The following is a 21,942-nucleotide window of genomic DNA, read 5'->3' on the forward strand; positions in this document are numbered from 1 at the left end:
CAGCAATTCCTACCGAGAGGGTTACCGATGACCGACGTCGTTATCGCGGGCTATGCCCGGTCGCCGTTCCATTTGGCGGGCAAGGGCGCGCTGGCGCGGGTCCGTCCCGACGATCTCGCGGCGCAGACGATCCGCGGCCTGATCGAGAAGACCGGCGTCGACGCGGCGCTGATCGAGGACATCGTGCTCGGCTGCGCCTTCCCGGAGGGCGAGCAGGGGCTGAACGTCGCCCGCATGATCGGCCTTCTCGCCGATCTGCCGCTGTCGGTCGGCGGGATGACCGTCAACCGCTTCTGCGGATCGTCGATGAGCGCGATCCACATCGCGATGGGCCAGATCGCGGTCGGCGCGGGCGAGGCCTATATCTGCGCCGGCCTGGAGTCGATGAGCCGCGTCCCGATGGGCGGCTACAACCCGCTGCCCAACCCTGAATTGGCCGCCAAGAGCGCGGGGGCCTACATGGGCATGGGCCAGACCGCCGAGAACGTCGCGCAAAAGTACCAGATCACCCGCACCGAGCAGGAAGCGTTCGCGGTGAAGAGCCAGCAGAAGGCTGCCGCCGCGCGTGAGGACGGCCGCCTGTCCGACGAGATCGTCGCGATCAAGACCAAGGCCGGTGCGGTCGATCAGGACGGTACGCTGCGCCCCGACACCACCGCCGAAGCGCTCGCCGGGCTCAAGCCAGCCTTTTCGCAGGACGGCTCGGTGACCGCCGGCACCTCCTCGCCGCTGACCGACGGCGCCAGCGCGGTGCTCGTCACGTCGGAGGATTTCGCGAAGAAGCACAACCTCCCGATCCTTGCGAAGATCAAGGCGATCAGCGTGTCGGGCTGCGATCCCGAGACGATGGGGCTCGGCCCGATCGGCGCGTCGAAGAAGGCGCTGGAGCGCGCCGGCATCTCGCCGGCCGACCTCGATATCGTCGAGATCAACGAGGCGTTCGCGAGCCAGGCGATCGCCTGCATCCGCGACCTCGGCCTGAAGGAAGAGACGATCAACCTCGACGGCGGCGCGATCGCGATCGGCCACCCGCTCGGCGCGACCGGTGCGCGGATCGTCGGCAAGGCGGCGGCGCTGCTGGCGCGCGAGGGCAAGCGCTACGCACTCGCCACGCAGTGCATCGGCGGCGGGCAGGGCATCGCCACCGTGCTGGAGCGCGTGTGATGGGCGAGCCGATCAAAAAGGTCTGCGTCATCGGCGCAGGCGTGATGGGCGCGGGCATCGCCGCGCAGGTCGCCAATGCCGGCGTGCCGGTGCTGCTGCTCGACATACCAGCGAAGGCCGGTGACGATCGCGACGCGGTCGCCAAGGGCGCGGTCGCGAAGATGCTCAAGACCGAGCCTGCGCCCTTCATGTCGACGGCGGCGGCGAAGCTGGTCGAGACCGGCAACATCGACGATCATCTGGCGCGCGTCGCCGAATGCGACTGGATCGTCGAGGCGATCGTCGAGCGGCTCGATATCAAGCAATCGCTCTACGCCAAGCTCGAGCAGTTGAAGCGTCCCGGTACCGCGGTGTCGTCGAACACCTCGACGATCCCGCTAGAGCGACTGGTTGAGGGGCGCAGCGAGCAGTTCCGCCGCGACTTCCTCATCACGCACTTCTTCAACCCGCCGCGCTATATGCGGCTGGTCGAGATCGTCCGCGGCACCGACACCGACGCGGGCACCGCCGGCAAGGTCGAGGACTTTGTCGACCGTTTCATGGGCAAGCGCATCGTCCGCGCCAAGGACACACCGGGCTTCATCGCCAACCGCATCGGCACATACTGGCTGGCGATCGCGGTCAATGCCGCGATCGATCAGGGGCTGACGGTCGAGGAAGCCGACCAGATCGGCGGACGACCGATGGGCGTGCCGAAGACCGGGATATTCGCGCTGATCGACCTCGTCGGCGTTGACCTGATGCCGCTGCTGGCCAAAAGCCTGTCGGACACGTTGCCGGCGGGCGATCCTTACTTCGCGACCGTCCGCCCGCTGCCGCTGGTGGACAGGATGATTGCGGAGGGCTTCACTGGCCGCAAGGGCAAGGGCGGCTTCTACCGGCTCGACAAGGGTGCGGATGGCAAGCGCACCAAGCTGGCGATCGATCTCACCTCGGGCGAGTATCGCGCCGAGGCCAAGCCGGAGGCGCTCCCCGCCGCGGCCGAGAAGGATCTCGCCGCGCTCGTCACTGTCCCCGGCAAGGTCGGCGATTATGCGTGGACGATCCTCGGCAACGTGCTGAGCTATGCCGCGATGCTGGTCGGCGAGGCCGCCGATGATGTCGTCGCGATCGATGATGCGATGAAGCTCGGCTACAATTGGAAGTTCGGCCCGTTCGAACTGATCGACCGGCTCGGGCCGGGCACGCTCGCCGAGCGGCTGCGTGCCGAGGGCCGCGCCGTGCCCGCGATCCTGGAAACCGCCGGCGACCGGCCGTTCTACCGGGTCGAAGGCGGGGTGCGGCAGTATCTCGGCAGCGAGGGCGGCTATCACGACGTCCCGCGCGCCGAGGGCGTGATGCTGCTCGAAGACATCAAGCGTCGCTCGCAGCCGGTGGCGAAAAGCGCCTCCGCCGCGCTGTGGGATATCGGCGACAGCGTGCTGTGCCTCGAATTTACCGCCAAGATGAACGCGCTCGACGGTGAGGTCGCCAGCCTGATCCAGCAGGCGATCCCGCTGGTGCAGGAGCGTTTCAAGGCGCTGGTGATCTACAACGAGGGCAGCAATTTCTCGGCCGGCGCCAACCTCGGGCTCGCGTTGTTCGCGGTGAAGGCCGGGGCATGGGGCGAGATCGAGAAACTGATCGTCGGCGGACAGCAGGCGTTCAAGGCACTGAAATACGCCCCCTTCCCGGTGGTCAGCGCGCCCGCCGGCATGGCGCTGGGCGGCGGGTGCGAGGTGCTGCTCCACTCGGACGCGGTGCAGGCCCATGCCGAGAGCTATATCGGACTGGTCGAGGCCGGTGTCGGCCTGGTGCCCGGCTGGGGCGGGCATGGCGAGTTGCTCGACCGGCTGGCCAAATCGAGGGGGATGCCGCGCGGGCCGATGCCGGCGGTGATGAAGGCGTTCGAGCTGATCTCGACCGCGCAGGTGTCGCGCTCGGCGGCGCAGGCCAAGGAAATGGCATTCCTGCGCCCCTCCGACGGCATCACCATGAACCGTGACCGGCTGCTCGCCGACGCCAAGGCGAAGGCGCTGGCGCTGGTCGACGGCTACACGCCGCCCGAGCCGCCCACCTTCCGTCTGCCGGGCGAAAGCGGGCGCACCGGGCTGGCCGGCGCGGTCGCCGACTTCCGCCGGAAGGGCGTCGCAACCGCTTACGACGAGGTCGTCGCGGAGCGGCTCGCCAACGTGCTGACCGGCGGCGAGGCCGATCTCGTCGACACCGTCACCGAGCAGCAATTGCTCGATCTCGAACGCGCCGCCTTCATGGAAAGCGCGCATGACGAACGCACCCATGCGCGCGTCGAGAGCATGTTGATGACCGGTAAACCGTTGCGCAATTGACGCATCGCTTCCCCGTTGGCCCGGACGAGGAAGCGAGTTCATCCTGCGTTCAACGAAATGGGACGCAGGCACACCGGGCCCAGACACAAAAAGACATGAGGATCGCCATGAATACCCGTCACCGCATCATCGCCTCACTGGCCGTGCTTGCCGCATCGTCGGCGCTGGCCGGCGCCGCGCACGCGCAGGCTTTCTACCTTCAGGAGCAGGCGGCACGCGGTGCGGGTCGTGCCTTCTCGGGCGAGACCGCCGACACCGGTGCCGCCTCCTTGTGGTGGAACCCTGCGGCGATCGCCGGGATCGAGCGCGCGGAGGCGACGGTCAGCGCCTCGGTGATCCTCCCCAAGGGTGACGTGGTCGACAATGGCACCGTGATCCAGCGTCCGGGCGGCACCTTCGCGCCGGTCGGCGGTTCGTCGACGTCGCGTGATCCGATCAACAAGGGCGTGCTGCCCTCGGGCGCAGTGGCGGTGCCGCTCGGCGACCGGCTCGCGGTCGGTCTTGCGGTGACCTCGCCGTACAGCTTCACGACCGACTACAGCAGCGACAGCTGGGCACGCTACAGCGCCGACCGCACCTATCTGCGCACCTTCGACATCCAGCCATCGGTCGCGGTGGCGGTCACCGACTGGCTGCGCGTCGGCGGCGCTGCCAATGTCGAGCACGTCGACGCCAGCCTCGGCAATGCTTTGCCGAACCTTTCGGCGACCCTTCCGGACGGCAATCAGACGCTGAAGGGCGACGGCTGGGATCTGGGCTGGAGCGCGGGCTTCCAGATGCACAACGACTGGGCGACGGTCGGCGTCAGCTACAAGTCGGCGATCAAGCACACGCTTAAGGGCGACCTGACCGTCAGCGGGCTGCTCGGACCGCTCGCCGGGCAGAACCGCGTCCTCAACGGCGTCGAGGCGAGCTTCTATACGCCCGCGCAGATCATGGTCGGCGGCCGCTTCCGCGCCACCGACCGGCTGACGCTCAACGCACAGACGATCCGCTCGACCTGGGAGAAGTTTGACGCGATCCGGCTCGGCGCGCCGCTCAATGCCGCGCTGCCCGAAAACTATCGCAGCATCTGGAGCTATGCGGCGGGCGTCGATTATGCGGTATCGCCGCGCCTGACGGTGCGTGGCGGTGCGCAGCGCACGCTGACCCCGACCAGCGACGGCGAGCGTGACGCGCGCGTCCCCGATGCGAACCGCTGGAATTACGCGCTCGGCGCGTCGTTCGACGTAACGCCGCACTTCTCGCTCGACGCCGCGGCCAATTACGTCGACTTCGCCGATGCGACGATCGATCGGACCACGGCGGCCTATGCCGGCACTGCGGTGCAGACCCCGGTCCTCATCAACGGCCGCCTGGAAGACGCCCGCGCAATCGTCCTGTCGCTCGGCGGCCGCGTCCGCTTCTGAGGATCACGAAGGGGAGGGGACCCGCTTCCCTCCCCAACACGTCATTACCCCCATCTCCGTCATTCCCGCGAAGGCGGGAATCCAGAACCTCTGACGACGCGGCTCCTGCAAATACCTGCGCGTCGGCATCCCCTCCGCCGGAATGACGACGGACAGACAGGACCGGCTGTCCTACACCGTCCAACAACCGCTATCCTGAAAGCCCCCGCGCACAGGCCAGCCGCGCCGCACGCGCTTCAACCCGCCGTCCGCACAACCTTCGCAAACATCCGCGCGCTCACGCCTCGGCCATCTCCCGCACCAGCTCGCCCGCGCGCTCCAACCGGGCGAACGGATCGTCGATCCGCTCCCTCAACAGGAACCGCCGTTCCTTCTGCTCCAGCCCGAACGCCGCTGCGTCGATCGCCGTGCCGTTGTGCGGCTCCAGCGCCACCGCCGCCGGGCCGGCGCTCACCTTGGCGATCCCCGCCGCGCGCGAATCGACCCGCAGCCGCGCCGTCGTCAGCAACGTCCGTGCCTCCTCCGGCAAAGCGCCGAACCGGTCCTCCAGTTCGTCCTCCAGCGCGTCGAGCGCCGCCGCCTCGGTGATCCGCGCCAGCCGGGCGTAGAGCGTCACCCGCAGTTCCTCGTCCGGGATCCACGTCTCGGGCAGGCGCCCCTCGATCCCGAGGTGCAGTTCGGGCGTCCAGCGCTCGACCTCCTCGCCGCGCGCACGGCGTAGCGCGCCTTCGAGCAACTGCTGGTAAAGATCGATCCCGATCAGCTTCATATGCCCGGCCTGCGTCTCGCCGAGCAGGTCGCCCGCCCCGCGCATGTCGAGGTCGCGCGCGCTGATCGCGAAGCCGGCCCCGAGCCGATCAAACGCCTCCAGCGTGCGCAACCGCTTGAGCGTGCGCGGTGCGATCTCATGCTCGGGATCGGTGAACAGCAACACCTGCCCGCGCCGGCTGCCCCGCCCGACGCGACCGCGTAGCTGGTGCAGCTGCGACAGCCCGAACCGGTCGGCATGCGCGATCACCATCGTATTGGCGCGCGGTACGTCGAGCCCGGCCTCGATGATGTTGGTGGCGAGCAGCACGTCGCCCTCCCCACGCCCGAACCGCACCATCGCCGCATCGAGGTCGTCCGCAGGCAATTTGCCATGCGCTTCGATCACCTCCAGATTCGGCACCAACTTGCCGAGTTGTTCGGCGAGCGGCGCCATGTCGGCAATCCGAGGCACCACCACGAAGCTCTGCCCGCCGCGGCTCTTCTCGCGCAGCAAAGCGGCGCGCAACGTCTCGGGGTTGAAGCTACCCACCGCGGTGCGGATCGGCTGGCGGCGCGCCGGCGGCGTGGCGATGATCGACAGTTGCTGCAGGCCGACCAAAGCCGATTGCAGCGTGCGCGGGATCGGCGTCGCCGACAGCGTCAACACGTGACCTGCTGAAAGCGCCCGCAATTTGTCCTTGTCCGCCGCGCCGAAACGCTGTTCCTCGTCGATGACGACCAGTGCCAGGTCCTTGTAGGTCACGCCCTTGCCCGCGACCGCCCCCGTGCCGACGACGATCTGGATCGAGCCATCGGCCAGCCCGGCCTTCACACGCTTCTTCTCGGCGGCGCTCGACAGCCGCGACAGCCCGGCGACGTCGATGCCGCTTCCTTCGAAGCGCGCGGTGAAGGTGTCGAGATGCTGGCGCGCGAGAACGGTGGTCGGCGCGGCGATCGCGACCTGCTTGCCAGCCAGCGCGGCGAGCGCGGCGGCACGCAACGCCACCTCGGTCTTGCCATAGCCGACATCGCCGATCACCAGTCGGTCCATCGGGCGTCCGGCGGCAAGGTCGGCGCGCACCGCGGTGATCGCCTTGGCCTGATCGGCCGTCTCGGTGAAGGCGAAGCCCGCCGCGAACCGTTCGTAGGCGGCAGGGTCGGGGGCGAGCACCGGCGCGTCGCGTGCGGCGCGTGCCTCGGCGAGCGCGGTCAAATCGCGCGCGCTCTGTGCGATGGCGGCGTCGATCTCACCGCGGCGTTTCTGCCAGCTCGATCCGTCGAGCCGGTCGAGCGTCACCGCGTCCGCTTCCGCACCATAGCGCCAGATGCGATCCGCCTCGCCCACCGGGACCAGCCGCACGCCATCCTGCGCATAGGTCAGCTTGATCGCATCGCCGCCATCGTCGGGCAGTTGCTCCAGCCCGGCGACGACGCCGATGCCATGATCCTCATGGACGACGACATCGCCGATGCGGATCTCGCCGACGTCGAGCAGCGCGGTGTCCGTCGGTGCCCCGGAGCGTTGCTCGCGTTCCGCGCGGCTGCCGAGCAGGTCGGCAGCCGCGATCGCGAGCACCCCCTCGCGCCGGAAGCCGCGATCGGCGGCCCACTCGAGCGTCAGCAACGCTCCACGCTTGGCCTTCGCCACCTTGGCCCAGCTATCGACTGTGGCAGGCTCTTCGCCGAGCGCCTTGGCAACCCGCGCGCGCAGGAACCGCAGATCCCGCGCGCTGCCGAGCAGCACGACCCGGTCGCCCGCCTCGCGCGCTTCCTTCGCCAATTTGGCGAAAGCGCGCAGCGGCGCCTTGTGTTCGGCAAAGCGCGGCGGCGGCTCGCCTTCGCGGGCAAGCGTCTGACGGTCGCGTGCGTCGAGTGCCTTCTGCCATGCCGCTTCGTCGATCACGTCACGCGCGGCACGTTTCGGCGCGCGGCGGGTGGCGTCGGCGACGAGCGTCAGGAACCGGCGGCGACGGTCGTCGGCAGCTTCGTCGACGATCACGATCGCGCCGGGCAGATGATCGAGCAAGGTGGTGCAGTCGTCGCCGGGCGCGGGTTCGGCCACCCGGCCGAGTTCACGTTCCGCGACATCGTCGATCGAGCGCTGGTCGGCGGGATCGTAGCAGCGCAGCGCGACCACCTTGCCGTCCGCAACCTCGACACGCAGCGGAAGTGCGGCATCGGCCGGAAAGACATCCAGCACCTGGCCGCGCAGTGCGACCTCGCCGGGTTCGTCGACGCGTTCGTCGCTGATATAGCCCAGCTCTTCGAGTTCGGCGAACAGCGCGGCAAGGTCGAGCGGCGCGCCATGCCTGATGGTCGGCGGCACCGAGTCGTACGCAGACGGCGTAGGATAGGCGCGCGCCAGCGCCTCACCCGTGGTCACGAGCGCGATCCGCGACGGGCGCTTTTCCGCACCAAGCCGGCGTGCGCGGCGCAATGCTGAGACGCGCTGGCCGACATTTGCAGGGGAAGGGGCGCATCCTCGCCGGGCAGCGCGTCGCTTCCTGGGCAGAACAGCACCGCCGCGGTCGGCATCGCAGCTTCCAGCGCCAGCGCCACCGCGGCGGCGCGGACATCGTCGGCCAGCGCTACGATGAGGTCCTGCGTCGCCAGCATTTCGGCAAGCATCGCAGCCTGTTCGGCGACGGAAAGCGGGGCGGCCGGATCGACGGCGGGCATCAGCGGAAAGCGTCCATAGGCCACACGAACGGGCCGCAACCCCCGCCGTTCCGGGTGATCCGCTTGCTTCAGATCAGCGGTGGATCGACGCGGGTCAGCGCTGGTTCAGCCAGCATGTGTCAGGAGCGTGCCATGAAGAAACTGATCGCCGCCGCGGCGCTGGTCGCCGCCATAGCCGCCCCCGCCCAGGCCAAGCAGTCGAGCCCCGATCAAGACCTCGCCGAACTGCTGAAGGGGAGGGTGGCGGAGGCGCCGGTGCGCTGCATTCCGGTCAGTCCGACCGATCTCAGCTCGGTACAGATCATCTCGGGGCGTGCACTCGTGTGGCGGATCGGCTCGCGCATCTACGTCAACGTGCCGCGCGCGCGCGCCGAGACGCTGGACGACGACGACATTCTGATCACTGAGCCGTTTGGCAGCCAATTGTGCCGCAACGATCAGGTGCGCCCGCTCAATCGCATGTCACGCATTCCCAAGGCGTCGCTGCTGCTCGGCAACTTCACGCCTTATGTGCGCAGCGCCACCAAATAGGCGCTGCGCCGATGCGGCTCAGGCAGCGCGACGAGTGTCGGTGTCGTTCGCGGCGATGGCGCGCGCGCGGGTCTGGTTGCGATATTGGGCGATCAGATAGACGAGGTAGAGCATCAGGGCCTCACGAAATTGCTTTGCTGCGGCGCAGCGTGTGCCGTTGATCTGGTGAAGGAAGCGTGTTGCAGCAATTGCAACCTGCGCGATCATGGGTGCGTGAAGCGCAACTGCTTAACGCTTGCGGGTAAGCTCGCGCATCGCCGCGTCGAGCCCGTCGAGGGTCAGCGGATACATGCGACCGCCCATCAGCGCATGGATCATGCCGACCGAGGCGGTATAGTCCCAATGCGCTTCCGGCAGGGGGTTGAGCCACGCGGCGGCGGGGTAGGTAGCCGTGAGCCGCTGCATCCATACCGCGCCGGACTCTTCATTCATATGCTCGACCGATCCGCCGGGCTGGCTGATCTCATACGGGCTCATCGACGCATCGCCGACCAGCACCAATTTGTGGTCGTGTCCGAAGCGGTGGAGCACGTCCCATAACGGCGTCCGCTCCTGGAAACGCCGGCGGTTGTCCTTCCACACGCCCTCATAGGGGCAATTGTGGAAGTAGAAGAACTCGAGGTGGCGGAATTCGGCGGTCGCGGCCGAGAACAATTCCTCGCACAGCCGGATGTACGGGTCCATCGATCCGCCGACGTCCAGGAAGAGCAACAGCTTGACCGCGTTGCGCCGCTCGGGACGCATCGCGACATCGAGCCAGCCGCGCCGCGCGGTGCCGGCGATCGTGGCGTCGATGTCCAGCTCGTCGGCCGCGCCCTCGCGAGCGAAGCGGCGCAACCGGCGCAGCGCGACCTTGATGTTGCGCGTGCCCAGCTCGCGGGTGTTGTCGAGGTCACGGAACTCGCGCTGCTCCCAGACCTTGATCGCGCGGCGGTGGCGCGATTCGCCGCCGATCCGCACGCCAGCGGGATTGTAGCCGCCGTTGCCGAACGGGCTGGTGCCGCCGGTCCCGATCCATTTCGACCCGCCCTGATGCCGGGCGTGCTGCTCCTCCAGCCGCTGGCGGAGCGTTTCCATGATCTCGTCCCATGAGTCGAGCGCAGCGATCTTCGCCATCTCCTCGGGCGTCAGGTAGCGTTCGGCGATCGCCTTCAGCCATTCGTCGGCGATCGCCGCGCCGGGTTCGGCAAAGCTCGTCTCCAGCCCCTTGAAGACGTGAGCGAACACGCGATCGAAGCGGTCGTACAGCCCCTCATCCTTGACGTAGATCGCGCGCGACAGATGATAAAATTCCTCCGGGCTACGCTCGATCACCTCGGCCTGCAGCGCCTCGAGCAGCAGCAGATGCTCCTTCATCCCCGCGGGGATGCCGGCGGCGCGCAGCTGGTCGAGGAACGCGAGGAACATCAGCCGCGCGGGCCCCGGCGCGCCATGAACGCCAGCCGCTCGAACAGCATCACGTCCTGTTCGTTCTTGAGCAGCGCACCATGCAGCGGCGGGATCGCCTTTGTCGGGTCGCGGTTCTGGAGGACGTCGAGCGGCATGTCTTCGTGGAGCAGCAGCTTGAGCCAGTCGAGCAACTCGCTGGTCGACGGCTTTTTCTTGAGGCCGGGCACTTCGCGGACCTCGTAGAACAGGTCGAGCGCACGGCCGACCAGCAGTTTCTGGATGCCGGGGAAATGCACGTCGACGATCGCCTGCATCGTCTCGCGATCCGGGAAGCGGATATAGTGGAAGAAGCAACGGCGCAGGAAGGCGTCGGGCAATTCCTTCTCGTTGTTCGAGGTGATGACGACGATCGGACGCTGTGCGGCGCGCACCGTCTCACCGGTTTCGTAGACGTGGAACTCCATTCGATCGAGTTCCTGCAACAGGTCGTTGGGGAATTCGATATCGGCCTTGTCGATCTCGTCGATCAGCAGCACCGGCGGGGTGGGGCGGGTGAACGCCTCCCATAATTTGCCGCGGCGGATGTAATTGGCGATGTCGTGGACACGTGGATCGCCCAATTGCCCGTCGCGCAGGCGGGCGACTGCGTCATATTCGTAGAGGCCCTGCTGCGCCTTGGTGGTCGACTTGACGTTCCACTCGATCAATTCGGCGCCGACCGCGTGCGCGATTTCCTGTGCCAGCACGGTCTTGCCGGTGCCCGGTTCGCCTTTGACCAGCAACGGGCGGCGCAGCGCGACCGCGGCGTTGACCGCGACTTTCAAATCATCGGTCGCGACATAATCCTGCGTGCCCTCGAAGCGCTGCATCGCTCAACCCGTTCCTCATCGAAGATCGGGTACGGGATAGCGGCACCGCGCGGGTGCGCAAGCGGCGAAGCGTTACATGCCCTGGCGCGCGGCGGCCCGTGCTTCGAGCAACTGCCACAGCCCGCGGTGTTGCGCGAGCATCTGCTGCGCGCCGAATCCCATGGCGCGCTCGACGGAGGCGGTGGCCTGGATGGCCTTGAGCAAGGCGATCGCCTGATTGGCGGCGGCGGTGAATGGCTCGCCCACCGGCAACGCCATCCGGCGCGCGCAACTGTCGAGCACGCCGCGCACCGCCAACCAATCGAGGACGAAGGCGAGCGCAGTGCCCGTCGCACAGCCTGCGCGGTCGGAACGCGACAGCATCTCCAGCGCATTACGCTGCCCGAGGATCGCGGTCTGCGATGCGGCCTGTCCCGGCGTCGACGGCAGCGGCCCGACCGCGGCGGTCAGCCGCACGAGCAACGCGCGTTCGCTGCTGACTGCCACCGCCGCCTGTTCCAGCCACCCGCGCGCGAACGGATCGGCGCAGCCGTCGCGCGCATTGTCGACGATGCCGGGGAAGGTGCCGTGGATCACGCACAGTGCATGGACCGCATCGGCGATGTCGCGAAGCGTCGCCGCCGGCTGCATCAGCGCGGCGGCATAGGGCGCGGTGGCGGTGCCGTCGCTCGCGACCATCGCGAGGATCGTGCCGGCGCAGCCCTTGGGCTGCTTGTCGATGGCGATGGTCACGCTTTCCTCCGCTCGATGCGACCCCTCCGCGCCGGCAATGGCCCGGTGGTTGGTGGCAACGATAAAGCGGGGGTATGAAGAGGCGGTTTACGGCGCGGGTGTCTCAGTACACCCGTCGAACATTATGACCCATAATGACGGGCCGTGGAGAGCGGGACCACCCGCTCTCCACAATGGCTTATTGGTCGAGGAAGCTGCGCATCTTGCGGCTGCGTGACGGATGCTTGAGCTTGCGCAACGCCTTGGCCTCGATCTGCCGGATACGCTCGCGCGTGACCGAGAATTGCTGCCCGACCTCTTCCAGCGTGTGATCGGTGTTCATCCCGATCCCGAAGCGCATCCGCAGCACACGCTCCTCGCGCGGCGTCAGCGACGCGAGGACGCGGGTGACGGTTTCCTTGAGGTTCGCCTGGATCGCGGCATCCACCGGGATCACCGCGTTCTTGTCCTCGATGAAGTCGCCGAGATGGCTGTCTTCCTCGTCGCCGATCGGCGTTTCGAGGCTGATCGGCTCCTTGGCGATCTTCATCACCTTGCGGACCTTCTCCAGCGGCATCGAGAGGCGCTCAGCCATCTCTTCCGGGGTCGGCTCGCGGCCCTGCTCGTGCAGGAACTGGCGGCTGGTGCGGACCAGCTTGTTGATCGTCTCGATCATATGGACCGGGATGCGGATCGTGCGCGCCTGATCCGCGATCGAGCGCGTGATCGCCTGACGGATCCACCAGGTCGCATAGGTCGAGAACTTGTAGCCGCGGCGATACTCGAACTTGTCGACCGCCTTCATCAGGCCGATGTTGCCCTCCTGGATCAGATCCAGGAACTGAAGCCCGCGGTTCGTGTACTTCTTGGCGATCGAGATCACGAGCCGCAGGTTCGCCTCGACCATCTCCTTCTTGGCGATTCGCGCCTCGCGCTCCGCCTTCTGGACCATGTTGACGATGCGGCGGAACTCGCTGAGCGCCATGCCGGTCTGCTGCGAGATCTCGCTGATCTCGGTCCGGATGCGATCCACCGCCGCGACCTCGTTGGTCGCGAACGCCGTCCACTTCTTGTCGAGCCCGGTCACCGAAGCAAGGAAGCCCTCGTCCAGCTCATGCCCCATGTAGCGCTCGAGGAAGTCCCTGCGGTTCACCTTGTGACGCTCGGCGAGGCGCAGCATCTGCCCGCCCAGCGTCGTCAGCCGGCGGTTGTAGCTGTAGAGCTGGTCGACCAGATATTCGATCTTGGTCTGGTGGAACTGGACGCTCTCGACCTCGGCGGTCAGGTCCTCGCGCAGCTTCTGGTACTTGCGTTCCTCGGCCGCCGACAGCTCGATGCCGGTGCCCATGGCCTCCAGCCGGCTCTCCTGCATCTTGGAGAACTTGCGGTAGATCGCGGTGATGTTGGCGAACTTCTCCAGCGCCTGCGGCTTGAGCGTTTCCTCCATCTGCGCGAGGCTGAGGGTATTGTCCTCCTCTTCCTCGTCGGACGGACGCGGCGCACGACGCTCGGTCATGTCGTCATCGTCGTCGGCGGGCGCTTCCTCGGGCTCGTCCTCTTCCTTGAACTGCGGCCCGGCGTTCGAGGCGCTGATCTCGCCCGAATCGTCCTCTGCGCCCTCGACCTGCTCGGCCGACGGACCCTTGGAGAGCATCGCGTCGAGATCGACGATCTCGCGCAACTGCATCGTGCCTTCGTTGAGCGCGGTCGACCAATCGATGATCGCATTGAAGGTGATCGGGCTTTCGCACAGCCCGAGGATCATCGTGTCGCGACCGGCCTCGATCCGCTTGGCGATCGCGATCTCGCCCTCGCGCGACAGCAGCTCGACCGCCCCCATCTCGCGCAGGTACATGCGGACGGGATCGTCGGTGCGATCGATCGTCTCCTTCTTCTTCTCGACCGCAGGGGCAGAGCCGTCGGCTTCGCCGTCGACGGCCTCCGCCTCTTCCTCGTCGGCGCGTTCCTCGGTCTCGCCGTCCTCGCCCTGCTCCTCGTTCTCGACGATGTTGACGCCCATTTCATTGAGCGCCGACATCACGTCCTCGAGCTGGTCGGACGACATCTGATCCTGCGGGAGCGCTTCGTTGAGCTGGTCGTATGTGATGTAGCCGCGCTTCTTGGCGCGGGCGATCAGCTTCTTGATGTTCGCGTCGTTCAGGTCGATCAGCGGAGCATCGGCCACTTCCGCGCCTTCGTCAGCACCGCCACCGTTCATCTTCGCCATCAATCGTCCTCGGGTCCAAGCGCGCGGGCGTCTTCGTTTGCCTGCACCAGATTTGCAAGCCGCTCGTCGAGCGCGCGCTGTTCGTTCACCAATGCCACCTGTCGTTCGAACGCCTCGGCAGTGAAATGCGTCTGCATCGCCGAGGTTGCCTCGGCGAGCGCTGCATCCACCTCCGGCCGCGCGATCAGCACCGCGATCGCCTCGTCGAGGTCCTCGCGCGCCTGCTTCTCGTCGCCGCCCGCGCGGGTAAACGAATAGGGCATCGTATCGGCTCTAAGTAGATCATGCGCGATCGCCTCGAAACCGGACCGCGCCAATATGGTGACGAGCCCGCCGCTATCAAGCGGCGCGGCGCGGCGGTCCTCCAAGGCGACGTCGACGACCGCCTCGAACAAGCGTCCGAGTGCGCCATCGGCGAGCTTGAGACTGCCCAGCACCTCCATGTGACGCGCGATCTCCGCGGGGTGGCGGATCAGCCCGGCGAGCACCGCCTTGGCGAGCACGCGGTCGATATTGCCGGCGGCACCGACCTTCTTGGCGTCTTCGGTGACGGGCGGCGAGGGCGGCGACCATTTCTGGCCGGGCTTGCGCTGTCCCATCGGGTAGAAGGGCTGGCGTTGCTGGAACGGCTGCCGCTGGCGCGCGAACCGCTCGTCGAAGCGGTTGCGGAACTCGGCCTTGTATTCGGACTTCACCGACGGATCGGCGATCGTCTCGGCAAGATCGTTGAGGCGCTTTTTCAGCCCCGCGCGCTGCTCGGGCGTATCGAGCGGTTCGGCGGCGAGTTCGTGCTTCCACAAGCGATCGGCGAGCGGCTCCGCGTCGCGCACCAACGCCTCGAACCCTTGCGCGCCCTTGGCCCGCATCAGGTCGTCGGGATCCTGTCCCTCCGGAAGCATCGCAAAGACGAGGCTGCGGCCGGGCGCGAGCATCGGCAGTGCGCGATGCGCGGCACGGATCGCGGCCTTCTGCCCGGGCTTGTCGCCGTCGAAGCACAGCATCGGTACGTCGACCACGCGCCACAGCCGCTCGAGCTGCTGCTCGGTCAGCGCGGTGCCGAGCGGGGCGACGGTCTCGCCGATCCCGCCCTGCGCGAGCGCGATCGCGTCCATATAGCCCTCGACGACGAACAGCCGCGCGGTCTTGCGCGCGGCGGGCAACGCGCGATCGAGATTGTAGAGCGTCCGCCCCTTGTCGAAGAGCGGGGTGTCGGGCGAATTGAGATATTTCGGCTCGCCCTCGCCGATGATCCGCCCGCCGAACGCGATCACGCGCCCGCGGGGATCGCGGATCGGGATCATCAACCGACCACGAAACCGGTCATAGGGCTCCTTGCCCTCGACCTGAATCAGCAGCCCTGCCTCGACGAGCATTTCGTCGCCGAAATCCTTGAGCGCGGTCCGCAGCCGGCCGCGCGCGTCGGGGGCATAGCCGAAGCCGAACGCCTTGCGGGTCGCGTCCTTGATCCCGCGGCGGTCGAGCAGCGCGCGCGCCTCCGCCCCGTCGATCCCGCCCAGTTGCTGCGTGAACCAATCGGCGGCGGCCTGCATCACGTCGTGGAGCGACTTCGCCTTCTCGGCGCGCTGCGCGGCGCGCGCGTCGGGGGCGGGGACCTCCATTCCGGCGGCGGCGGCGAGTTCCTTCACCGCGTCCATGAAGGGCAGGCCCTGGTGATCGGTCAGCCAGCGAATCGCGTCGCCATGCGCCGAACAACCGAAGCAGTGATAGAAGCCCTTGTCGTCGTTGACGTAGAAGCTGGGCGTCTTCTCGTTGTGAAACGGACAGCAGCCCTTCGACTCGCGCCCGGCGCGGGTGAGCTTGACGGTCTTGCCGACGAGCGCGGTCAGCGAGGTGCGCGCGCGAAGCTCATCGAGGAAGGCGGGGGTGAGGCTCATGCGGACAACTCCGCCGACTCACACCCATCCGTTCGTGCTGAGCTTGTCGAAGCACGTGCCCCATACGCCCGCGCTAGCCCGGGGAGCGCGTCCCAGTCACCCGCGATCAACGCTTCCTTTTTCGCACGCGACCAGCCCTTGATGCGTCGCTCGCTTTCCAGCGCCTCGATACGGGTCGGGAATTCCTGCGACCAGACCAGCGAAACCGGGCGCCGTCGCGCCGTATAGTCGCCGCCCCGGCCGGCGTCGTGCAGACCGATCTCGCGTCGGCAGGTCGTCGGTATGGCCGGCATAATAGCTGCCGTCTTCGCAACGCAGAAGATATGCCCAGAAGACCATCGTGTGCGCCTGCCACATCGGGGCGATCAGGTCGAGACGTTGTGCTTCGGGGCACGTGCTTCGACAGGCTCAGCACGAACGGTGGGGCGGGGGCGGCGGGTAGTAGCTACCGTCCTCCCCTGACCCCTAGCGCAAGCGGGAGGGAAGATTTTCTTACGCCAAAGCCGCCTTCACCAGCCCGCTCGCTTTGCTCATGTCGAGCGTCGTCGCATGGCGCGCCTTCAGTTCCGCCATCACGCGGCCCATATCCTTCATGCCGCTCGCGCCCAGATCGGCCTTGATCGACTCGATCGCCGCTCGCGTTTCCTCCTCGCTCATCTGCGTCGGCAGGAAACGCTCGATCACCGCGACCTCGGCGGCTTCGGCGGCGGCGAGTTCGGCGCGGCCGCCCTGTTCGTACATCGCGATCGATTCGCGGCGCTGCTTCACCATTTTCTGCAGCACCTCGATCACCAGCGCGTCATCGTCGGTCGGCGCGGTGCCGGTGCGCGCCTCGATGTCGCGATTCTTGATCGCCGCCTGAATCAAGCTGATAGCCCCGCGCGCTTCTTTGTCGCCGGCCTTCATCGCCGCGATCTGCGCTGCCTTGATGTCGTCGCGAATCATCTACTCGTCCTTAACAGATTGACGCATCGCCGATGCGTCTCTAGCGGGCGGGGCTTAGCGACATTGCCGACCCTTTCAAGGAGTGCCCGCCCATCATGGCCGAGCCAGAGTTTCCGCACGCCCCCATGCCCGAAGGCGCCACCGGCGTCCTCGTTCTGGCCAATGGCGAGGTCGCGTGGGGGCGCGGCTTCGGTGCGGAGGGCGCGGCGGTCGGCGAGGTGTGCTTCCACACCGCGATGACCGGCTATCAGGAGATCATGACCGATCCGTCCTTCGCCGGGCAGATCATCACCTTCACCTTCCCGCATATCGGCAACGTCGGCGCGAACCCCGACGACGTCGAGGCGGACAACCCCCATGCGCTGGGCATGATCGTCCGCGAAGACCCGACCGCGCCGTCGAACTTCCGCGCGATGGAGAATCTCGACGGCTGGATGAAGCGTCACACGCGCATCGGCCTCGCCGGCATCGACACGCGCGCGCTGACGCGGCGCATTCGCTCGGGCGGCGCCCCCAACGGTGTCGTCGCGCATTCGCCAACCGGCGAGTTCGACCTCGACGCGCTGCTCAAGATGGCGCGCGGCTGGCCGGGGCTGGAGGGCATGGACCTCGCCAAGGACGTGACGCGTGAGACGCACGGCACCTGGGCCGGCGGCATCTGGCGGCTGGGGTTCGGCTATGACGATGCTGCTCCCCTCCCTGCAAGGGAGGGGCCGGGGTGGGTGATGGCGGAGACGCCACCGCTCCCCAAACACCCACCCCCAACCCCTCCCTCAAGAGGGAGGGGAGTGCTGGCCGCCCGCATGTCGTCGCGATCGACTATGGCAGCAAGTTCAACATCTTCCGCAATTTGGTCCAGGCCGGTGCGAAGGTGTTGGTGGTGCCCGCCAGCGCTTCGTTCGACGAGATCATGGCGCTGAACCCGGACGGCATCTTCCTGTCGAACGGCCCCGGCGACCCCGCCGCGACCGGCGACTATGCCGTGCCGGTGATCCGCCAGTTGCTGGACACGGGCAAGCCGCTGTTCGGCATCTGCCTGGGCCACCAGTTGCTCGCGCTCGCGGTCGGCGCGCGCACGACCAAGATGTTCCAGGGCCATCGCGGCGCGAACCATCCGGTCAAGCGCGTGGCGGACGGTGCGGTCGAGATCACCAGCATGAACCACGGCTTCGCGGTCGAACGCGACTCGCTGCCCGCGAACGCGCGCGAGACGCATGTGTCGCTGTTCGACGGATCGAACGCGGGACTGGAGCTGACCGATCGCCCGGCGTTCTCGGTTCAGTACCACCCCGAGGCGAGCCCGGGGCCGCAGGATAGCTTCTATCTGTTCGAGCGGTTCGTGGCGGGGTTGCGTAAGTGAGCGTGGTCCTTGCACTGGCCTTGCAGGCCGCGGCGCAACCGACCGGGCCTCGGCACAAGGTCAGCCAGGCTGACCTGAATGCCATGGCCGATGCGTGCCATGCGCCGCGTACGTCGCTGGTTCTGACAGAGCACTCTGTCCTGTTTCGGTCCAGCCCGGATGCCGACCTTGCCAAGATCGACTGCCTAGTCAGGAAGGTCAGCGCAGTCGTGCCGATGGAAAAAATCGGCTTCATCGGCAACGGACGAGCTTCGAAAGAAAAGTAATGCCCAAACGCACCGACATCTCCTCTATCCTCGTCATCGGCGCCGGCCCGATCATCATCGGGCAGGCGTGCGAGTTCGACTATTCGGGCACGCAGGCGATCAAGGCGCTCAAGGAAGAGGGCTATCGCATCGTCCTGGTCAATTCGAACCCGGCGACGATCATGACCGATCCCGAGCTGGCCGACGCGACCTATGTCGAGCCGATCACGCCCGAAGTGGTCGCGCGGATCATCGAAAAGGAGCGCCCCGACGCCGTCCTTCCGACGATGGGCGGCCAGACCGCGCTCAACACCGCGCTGGCGCTGTTCCGCGACGGCACGCTGGAGAAGTTCGGCGTGACGATGATCGGCGCCGATGCCGACGCGATCGACAAGGCCGAGGACCGCCTCAAGTTCCGCGACGCGATGGACAAGATCGGGCTGGAAAGCGCGCGCAGCCATATCGCGCACACCGAGAAGGAGGCGCTCGAAGGGCTGGAGAAGGTCGGGCTGCCCGCGATCATTCGCCCGAGCTTCACGCTCGGCGGCACCGGCGGCGGGATCGCGTACAATCGCGAGGAATTCATCGAGATCGTCCGCAAGGGGCTCGACGCCTCGCCGACCACCGAGGTGCTGATCGAAGAGTCGCTGCTCGGCTGGAAGGAATATGAGATGGAGGTGGTCCGCGACCGCGCGGACAATTGCATCATCATCTGCTCGATCGAGAATGTCGATCCGATGGGCGTCCATACGGGCGACTCGATCACCGTCGCGCCGGCGTTGACGCTGACCGACAAGGAATATCAGATCATGCGCAACGCCAGCATCGCGGTGCTGCGCGAGATCGGCGTCGAAACCGGCGGCTCGAACGTGCAGTTCGCGGTCAATCCCAAGGATGGCCGCCTGATCGTCATCGAGATGAACCCGCGCGTGTCGCGTTCGTCGGCGCTGGCGTCGAAGGCGACCGGCTTCCCGATCGCCAAGGTCGCGGCCAAGCTGGCAGTCGGCTACACGCTCGACGAGATCGATAACGACATCACCGGCGCGACCCCGGCGTCGTTCGAGCCGACGATCGACTATGTCGTCACGAAGATTCCGCGCTTCGCCTTCGAGAAGTTCAAGGGCGCCGAGGCAGTGCTGGGCACCGCGATGAAGTCGGTCGGCGAGGTGATGGCGATCGGCCGCAACATCCACGAATCGATGCAGAAGGCGCTGCGTGGGCTGGAAACCGGCCTGTCGGGCTTCAACCATGTCGAGCGGCTGGTCGGCGCGCCGCGTGCCGAGATCGAGGCGGCGCTCGCCTCGCCGACGCCCGACCGCCTGCTGGTCGCCGCGCAGGCGCTGCGTGAAGGCTTCACCGTCGCCGAGGTGAATGCGATCGCCAAATACGATCCGTGGTTCCTCGAGCGGATGGCGGAGATCGTCGCCGCCGAGAACGAGGTGATGAAGGACGGGCTGCCGATCGAGGCGGCGGGAATGCGCCGGCTGAAGGCGATGGGCTTCTCCGACAAGCGGCTGGCGTGGCTGGCGCTGCAATCGGCGAACCTGCGCGGCATGGAGCGCGGGATCGCGCGTGGCTCGGGGCTGATCCACGAGGCGGTCAAGGCGATGACCGGCGGCGTCACCGAGGACGAGGTGCGCGAGCATCGCCTGAAGCTGGGCGTGCGTCCGGTCTTCAAGCGGATCGACACCTGCGCCGCCGAGTTCGACGCCAAGACGCCGTACATGTACTCGACCTATGAGGCGCCGTCGTTCGGCGAGCCCGAGAACGAGGCGCAGCCGTCGGATCGCCGCAAGATCGTGATCCTGGGCGGCGGACCGAACCGGATCGGGCAGGGGATCGAGTTCGATTATTGCTGCTGCCACGCCTGCTTCGCGCTGGCGGAGGCGGGCTACGAAACGATCATGGTCAACTGCAACCCGGAGACGGTGAGCACCGATTACGACACCTCGGACCGCCTGTATTTCGAGCCGCTGACCGCCGAGGATGTGCTCGAAATCCTGCACGTCGAACAGTCGAAGGGCGAGCTGGTCGGCGTGATCGTGCAGTTCGGCGGGCAGACCCCACTGAACCTCGCGCGCGCGCTGGAAAAGGCCGGGATCCCGATCCTCGGCACCTCGCCCGATGCGATCGATCTCGCCGAGGATCGCGAGCGATTCGCGGCATTGGTCAACCGGTTGAAGCTGCTCCAGCCGTCGAACGGCATCGCGCGCAGCCGCACCGAGGCGCTCAACGTCGCCAACCGTATCGGCTATCCGGTGCTGATGCGCCCCAGCTACGTGCTCGGCGGGCGCGCGATGGAGATCGTCGACAGCGACCAGCAGCTCGAGGATTATATCCTGACCGCGGTGCAGGTGTCGGGCGTCGCGCCGGTGCTGATCGACCAGTATCTGCGCGACGCGATCGAGGTCGACGTCGACGCGATTTGCGACGGTGAGGACGTGGTGGTCGCGGGCGTGCTCCAGCATATCGAGGAAGCCGGCGTCCATTCGGGCGACAGCGCCTGCTCGATCCCGCCCTATTCGCTGCCGCCGGAGATCATCGCCGAGATCGAGCGGCAGACCGAGGCGCTCGCGCGTGGGCTGAGCGTCGTCGGGCTGATGAACATTCAGTTCGCGGTCAAAGACGGGCAGGTCTTCCTCATCGAGGTCAACCCGCGCGCCAGCCGCACCGTGCCGTTCGTCGCCAAGGCCATCGGCGCACCGATCGCCAAGATCGCCAGCCGCGTCATGGCGGGCGAGAAATTGCGCGACCTGCCGAAGATCGACCGCGACATCGATTATTTCGCGGTCAAGGAAGCGGTGTTCCCGTTCGCGCGCTTCCCGGGGATCGACCCGGTGCTCTCGCCCGAGATGAAGAGCACCGGCGAGGTGATGGGGATCTCCACCGATTTCACCACCGCCTTCGCCAAGTCGCAGCTCGGCGCGGGCACCGTCCTGCCGACCAGCGGCGCGGTGTTCGTCAGCGTCAAGTCCGGCGACAAGGATCTGATCGTCCCCGCGGTACGCGCGCTGGTCGACGCCGGCTTCACGATCGTCGCGACGACCGGCACCGCCGATCACCTGACGCGCGCCGGGCTTCCGGTCGAGACGGTCAACAAGGTGGCCCAGGGCCGTCCGCATATCGTTGATCGGATCAAGGACGGCGCGATCGCGTTGATCTTCAACACGACCGAGGGCTGGCAGAGCCTGAAGGACTCGCAGCCGATCCGCGCGTCGGCGGTGAATGGCAAGGTGCCGTACTTCACCACCGCCTCGGCGGCGGTGCAGGCGGCGCAGGCGATTCATGCCGCGGTCAAGGGCGATGGTGCGCGCAACCTTGAAGTACGGCCGTTGCAATCCTATTATTCGCAGCCGCACAACTGATCCCCGGACATATGTGCTGATGTAGGGGGCGGCCTTCGCAGGGAGAGGGCCGCTTCCGGGGACGCGTTTTTACGAA

The 21,942-nt window shown here is 67.1% G+C and carries 16 protein-coding genes and 1 pseudogene; 7 read left to right on the forward strand and 10 right to left on the reverse strand.

Annotated elements, in window-relative coordinates; genetic code table 11:
• Nucleotides 1-27 precede the first annotated feature (27 nt).
• The 3 genes from QP166_RS03880 to QP166_RS03890 all read left to right on the forward strand — a co-directional run bounded on the left by QP166_RS03880 (nt 28) and on the right by QP166_RS03890 (nt 4,900).
• On the forward strand, nt 28-1,164 hold the full coding sequence (locus QP166_RS03880; RefSeq protein ID WP_333914715.1) for a thiolase family protein: 1,137 nt from the start codon (nt 28-30) through the stop codon (nt 1,162-1,164).
• Nucleotides 1,164-3,491, forward strand: a complete 2,328-nt coding sequence (locus QP166_RS03885; protein WP_333914716.1) for a 3-hydroxyacyl-CoA dehydrogenase/enoyl-CoA hydratase family protein — start codon at nt 1,164-1,166, stop codon at nt 3,489-3,491. Before QP166_RS03880 ends, QP166_RS03885 begins: the two co-directional genes overlap by 1 nt.
• A 107-nt stretch (nt 3,492-3,598) precedes the next feature.
• On the forward strand, nt 3,599-4,900 hold the full coding sequence (locus QP166_RS03890; RefSeq protein WP_333914717.1) for an OmpP1/FadL family transporter: 1,302 nt from the start codon (nt 3,599-3,601) through the stop codon (nt 4,898-4,900).
• A gap of 277 nt (nt 4,901-5,177) precedes the next feature.
• On the opposite strand, the gene QP166_RS03895 is transcribed toward QP166_RS03890, so the two are convergent.
• Nucleotides 5,178-8,033 (reverse strand): helicase-related protein, encoded by a 2,856-nt coding sequence (locus QP166_RS03895; RefSeq protein WP_333914718.1) that lies wholly within the window; start codon nt 8,031-8,033, stop codon nt 5,178-5,180.
• Nucleotides 8,030-8,329 carry a hypothetical protein gene (locus QP166_RS03900; RefSeq protein WP_333914719.1) on the reverse strand — a complete coding sequence of 100 codons (300 nt, stop codon included), beginning with the start codon at nt 8,327-8,329 and terminating at the stop codon, nt 8,030-8,032. Before QP166_RS03900 ends, QP166_RS03895 begins: the two co-directional genes overlap by 4 nt.
• 132 nt (nt 8,330-8,461) lie before the next feature.
• Here QP166_RS03900 and QP166_RS03905 point away from each other — a divergent pair, with 132 nt between their 5' ends.
• Nucleotides 8,462-8,860, forward strand: a complete 399-nt coding sequence (locus QP166_RS03905; RefSeq protein ID WP_333914720.1) for a hypothetical protein — start codon at nt 8,462-8,464, stop codon at nt 8,858-8,860.
• 18 nt (nt 8,861-8,878) lie between these two features.
• Here the strand turns inward: QP166_RS03905 and QP166_RS03910 are convergent, their stop codons facing one another.
• The 8 genes from QP166_RS03910 to QP166_RS03945 all read right to left on the reverse strand — a co-directional run bounded on the left by QP166_RS03910 (nt 8,879) and on the right by QP166_RS03945 (nt 16,896).
• Nucleotides 8,879-9,067: a hypothetical protein gene (locus tag QP166_RS03910; RefSeq protein WP_333914721.1), complete on the reverse strand. Its 189-nt coding sequence runs from the start codon at nt 9,065-9,067 to the stop codon at nt 8,879-8,881.
• 21 nt (nt 9,068-9,088) lie between these two features.
• The gene (locus QP166_RS03915) at nt 9,089-10,267 is read right to left on the reverse strand and encodes a vWA domain-containing protein (protein WP_333914722.1); all 1,179 of its coding nucleotides are present in this window, start codon (nt 10,265-10,267) and stop codon (nt 9,089-9,091) included.
• Nucleotides 10,267-11,118 carry an AAA family ATPase gene (locus QP166_RS03920; protein ID WP_333914723.1) on the reverse strand — a complete coding sequence of 284 codons (852 nt, stop codon included), beginning with the start codon at nt 11,116-11,118 and terminating at the stop codon, nt 10,267-10,269. Before QP166_RS03920 ends, QP166_RS03915 begins: the two co-directional genes overlap by 1 nt.
• 72 nt (nt 11,119-11,190) lie before the next feature.
• Complete coding sequence (locus QP166_RS03925) at nt 11,191-11,850, reverse strand: DUF6975 family protein (RefSeq protein WP_333914724.1); 660 nt, start codon at nt 11,848-11,850, stop codon at nt 11,191-11,193.
• A 178-nt stretch (nt 11,851-12,028) separates the two neighbouring features.
• The gene (rpoD, locus tag QP166_RS03930; RefSeq protein WP_333914725.1) at nt 12,029-14,056 is read right to left on the reverse strand and encodes an RNA polymerase sigma factor RpoD; all 2,028 of its coding nucleotides are present in this window, start codon (nt 14,054-14,056) and stop codon (nt 12,029-12,031) included.
• Complete coding sequence (gene dnaG / locus QP166_RS03935; protein WP_333914726.1) at nt 14,056-15,951, reverse strand: DNA primase; 1,896 nt, start codon at nt 15,949-15,951, stop codon at nt 14,056-14,058. Before dnaG ends, rpoD begins: the two co-directional genes overlap by 1 nt.
• Nucleotides 15,948-16,244, reverse strand: a complete 297-nt coding sequence (locus QP166_RS03940) for a GIY-YIG nuclease family protein (protein WP_333914727.1) — start codon at nt 16,242-16,244, stop codon at nt 15,948-15,950. Before QP166_RS03940 ends, dnaG begins: the two co-directional genes overlap by 4 nt.
• A gap of 199 nt (nt 16,245-16,443) precedes the next feature.
• Nucleotides 16,444-16,896 carry a GatB/YqeY domain-containing protein gene (locus QP166_RS03945; protein ID WP_333914728.1) on the reverse strand — a complete coding sequence of 151 codons (453 nt, stop codon included), beginning with the start codon at nt 16,894-16,896 and terminating at the stop codon, nt 16,444-16,446.
• A 125-nt stretch (nt 16,897-17,021) separates the two neighbouring features.
• Between QP166_RS03945 and carA the strand changes: the two are divergent.
• The 3 genes and pseudogenes from carA to carB all read left to right on the forward strand — a co-directional run bounded on the left by carA (nt 17,022) and on the right by carB (nt 21,866).
• Nucleotides 17,022-18,256: pseudogene (gene carA, locus QP166_RS03950) on the forward strand (glutamine-hydrolyzing carbamoyl-phosphate synthase small subunit).
• Complete coding sequence (locus QP166_RS03955) at nt 18,253-18,522, forward strand: hypothetical protein (RefSeq protein WP_333914729.1); 270 nt, start codon at nt 18,253-18,255, stop codon at nt 18,520-18,522. The pseudogene carA and the gene QP166_RS03955 overlap by 4 nt, the downstream one beginning before the upstream one ends.
• Nucleotides 18,522-21,866 carry a carbamoyl-phosphate synthase large subunit gene (gene carB, locus QP166_RS03960; protein ID WP_333914730.1) on the forward strand — a complete coding sequence of 1,115 codons (3,345 nt, stop codon included), beginning with the start codon at nt 18,522-18,524 and terminating at the stop codon, nt 21,864-21,866. The genes QP166_RS03955 and carB overlap by 1 nt, the downstream gene beginning before the upstream one ends.
• The last annotated feature ends 76 nt before the right edge of the window (nt 21,867-21,942 follow it).

This window comes from Sphingomonas sp. LR60, from assembly GCF_036855935.1.
In the GTDB taxonomy this organism is placed as follows: Bacteria; Pseudomonadota; Alphaproteobacteria; order Sphingomonadales; family Sphingomonadaceae; genus Sphingomonas.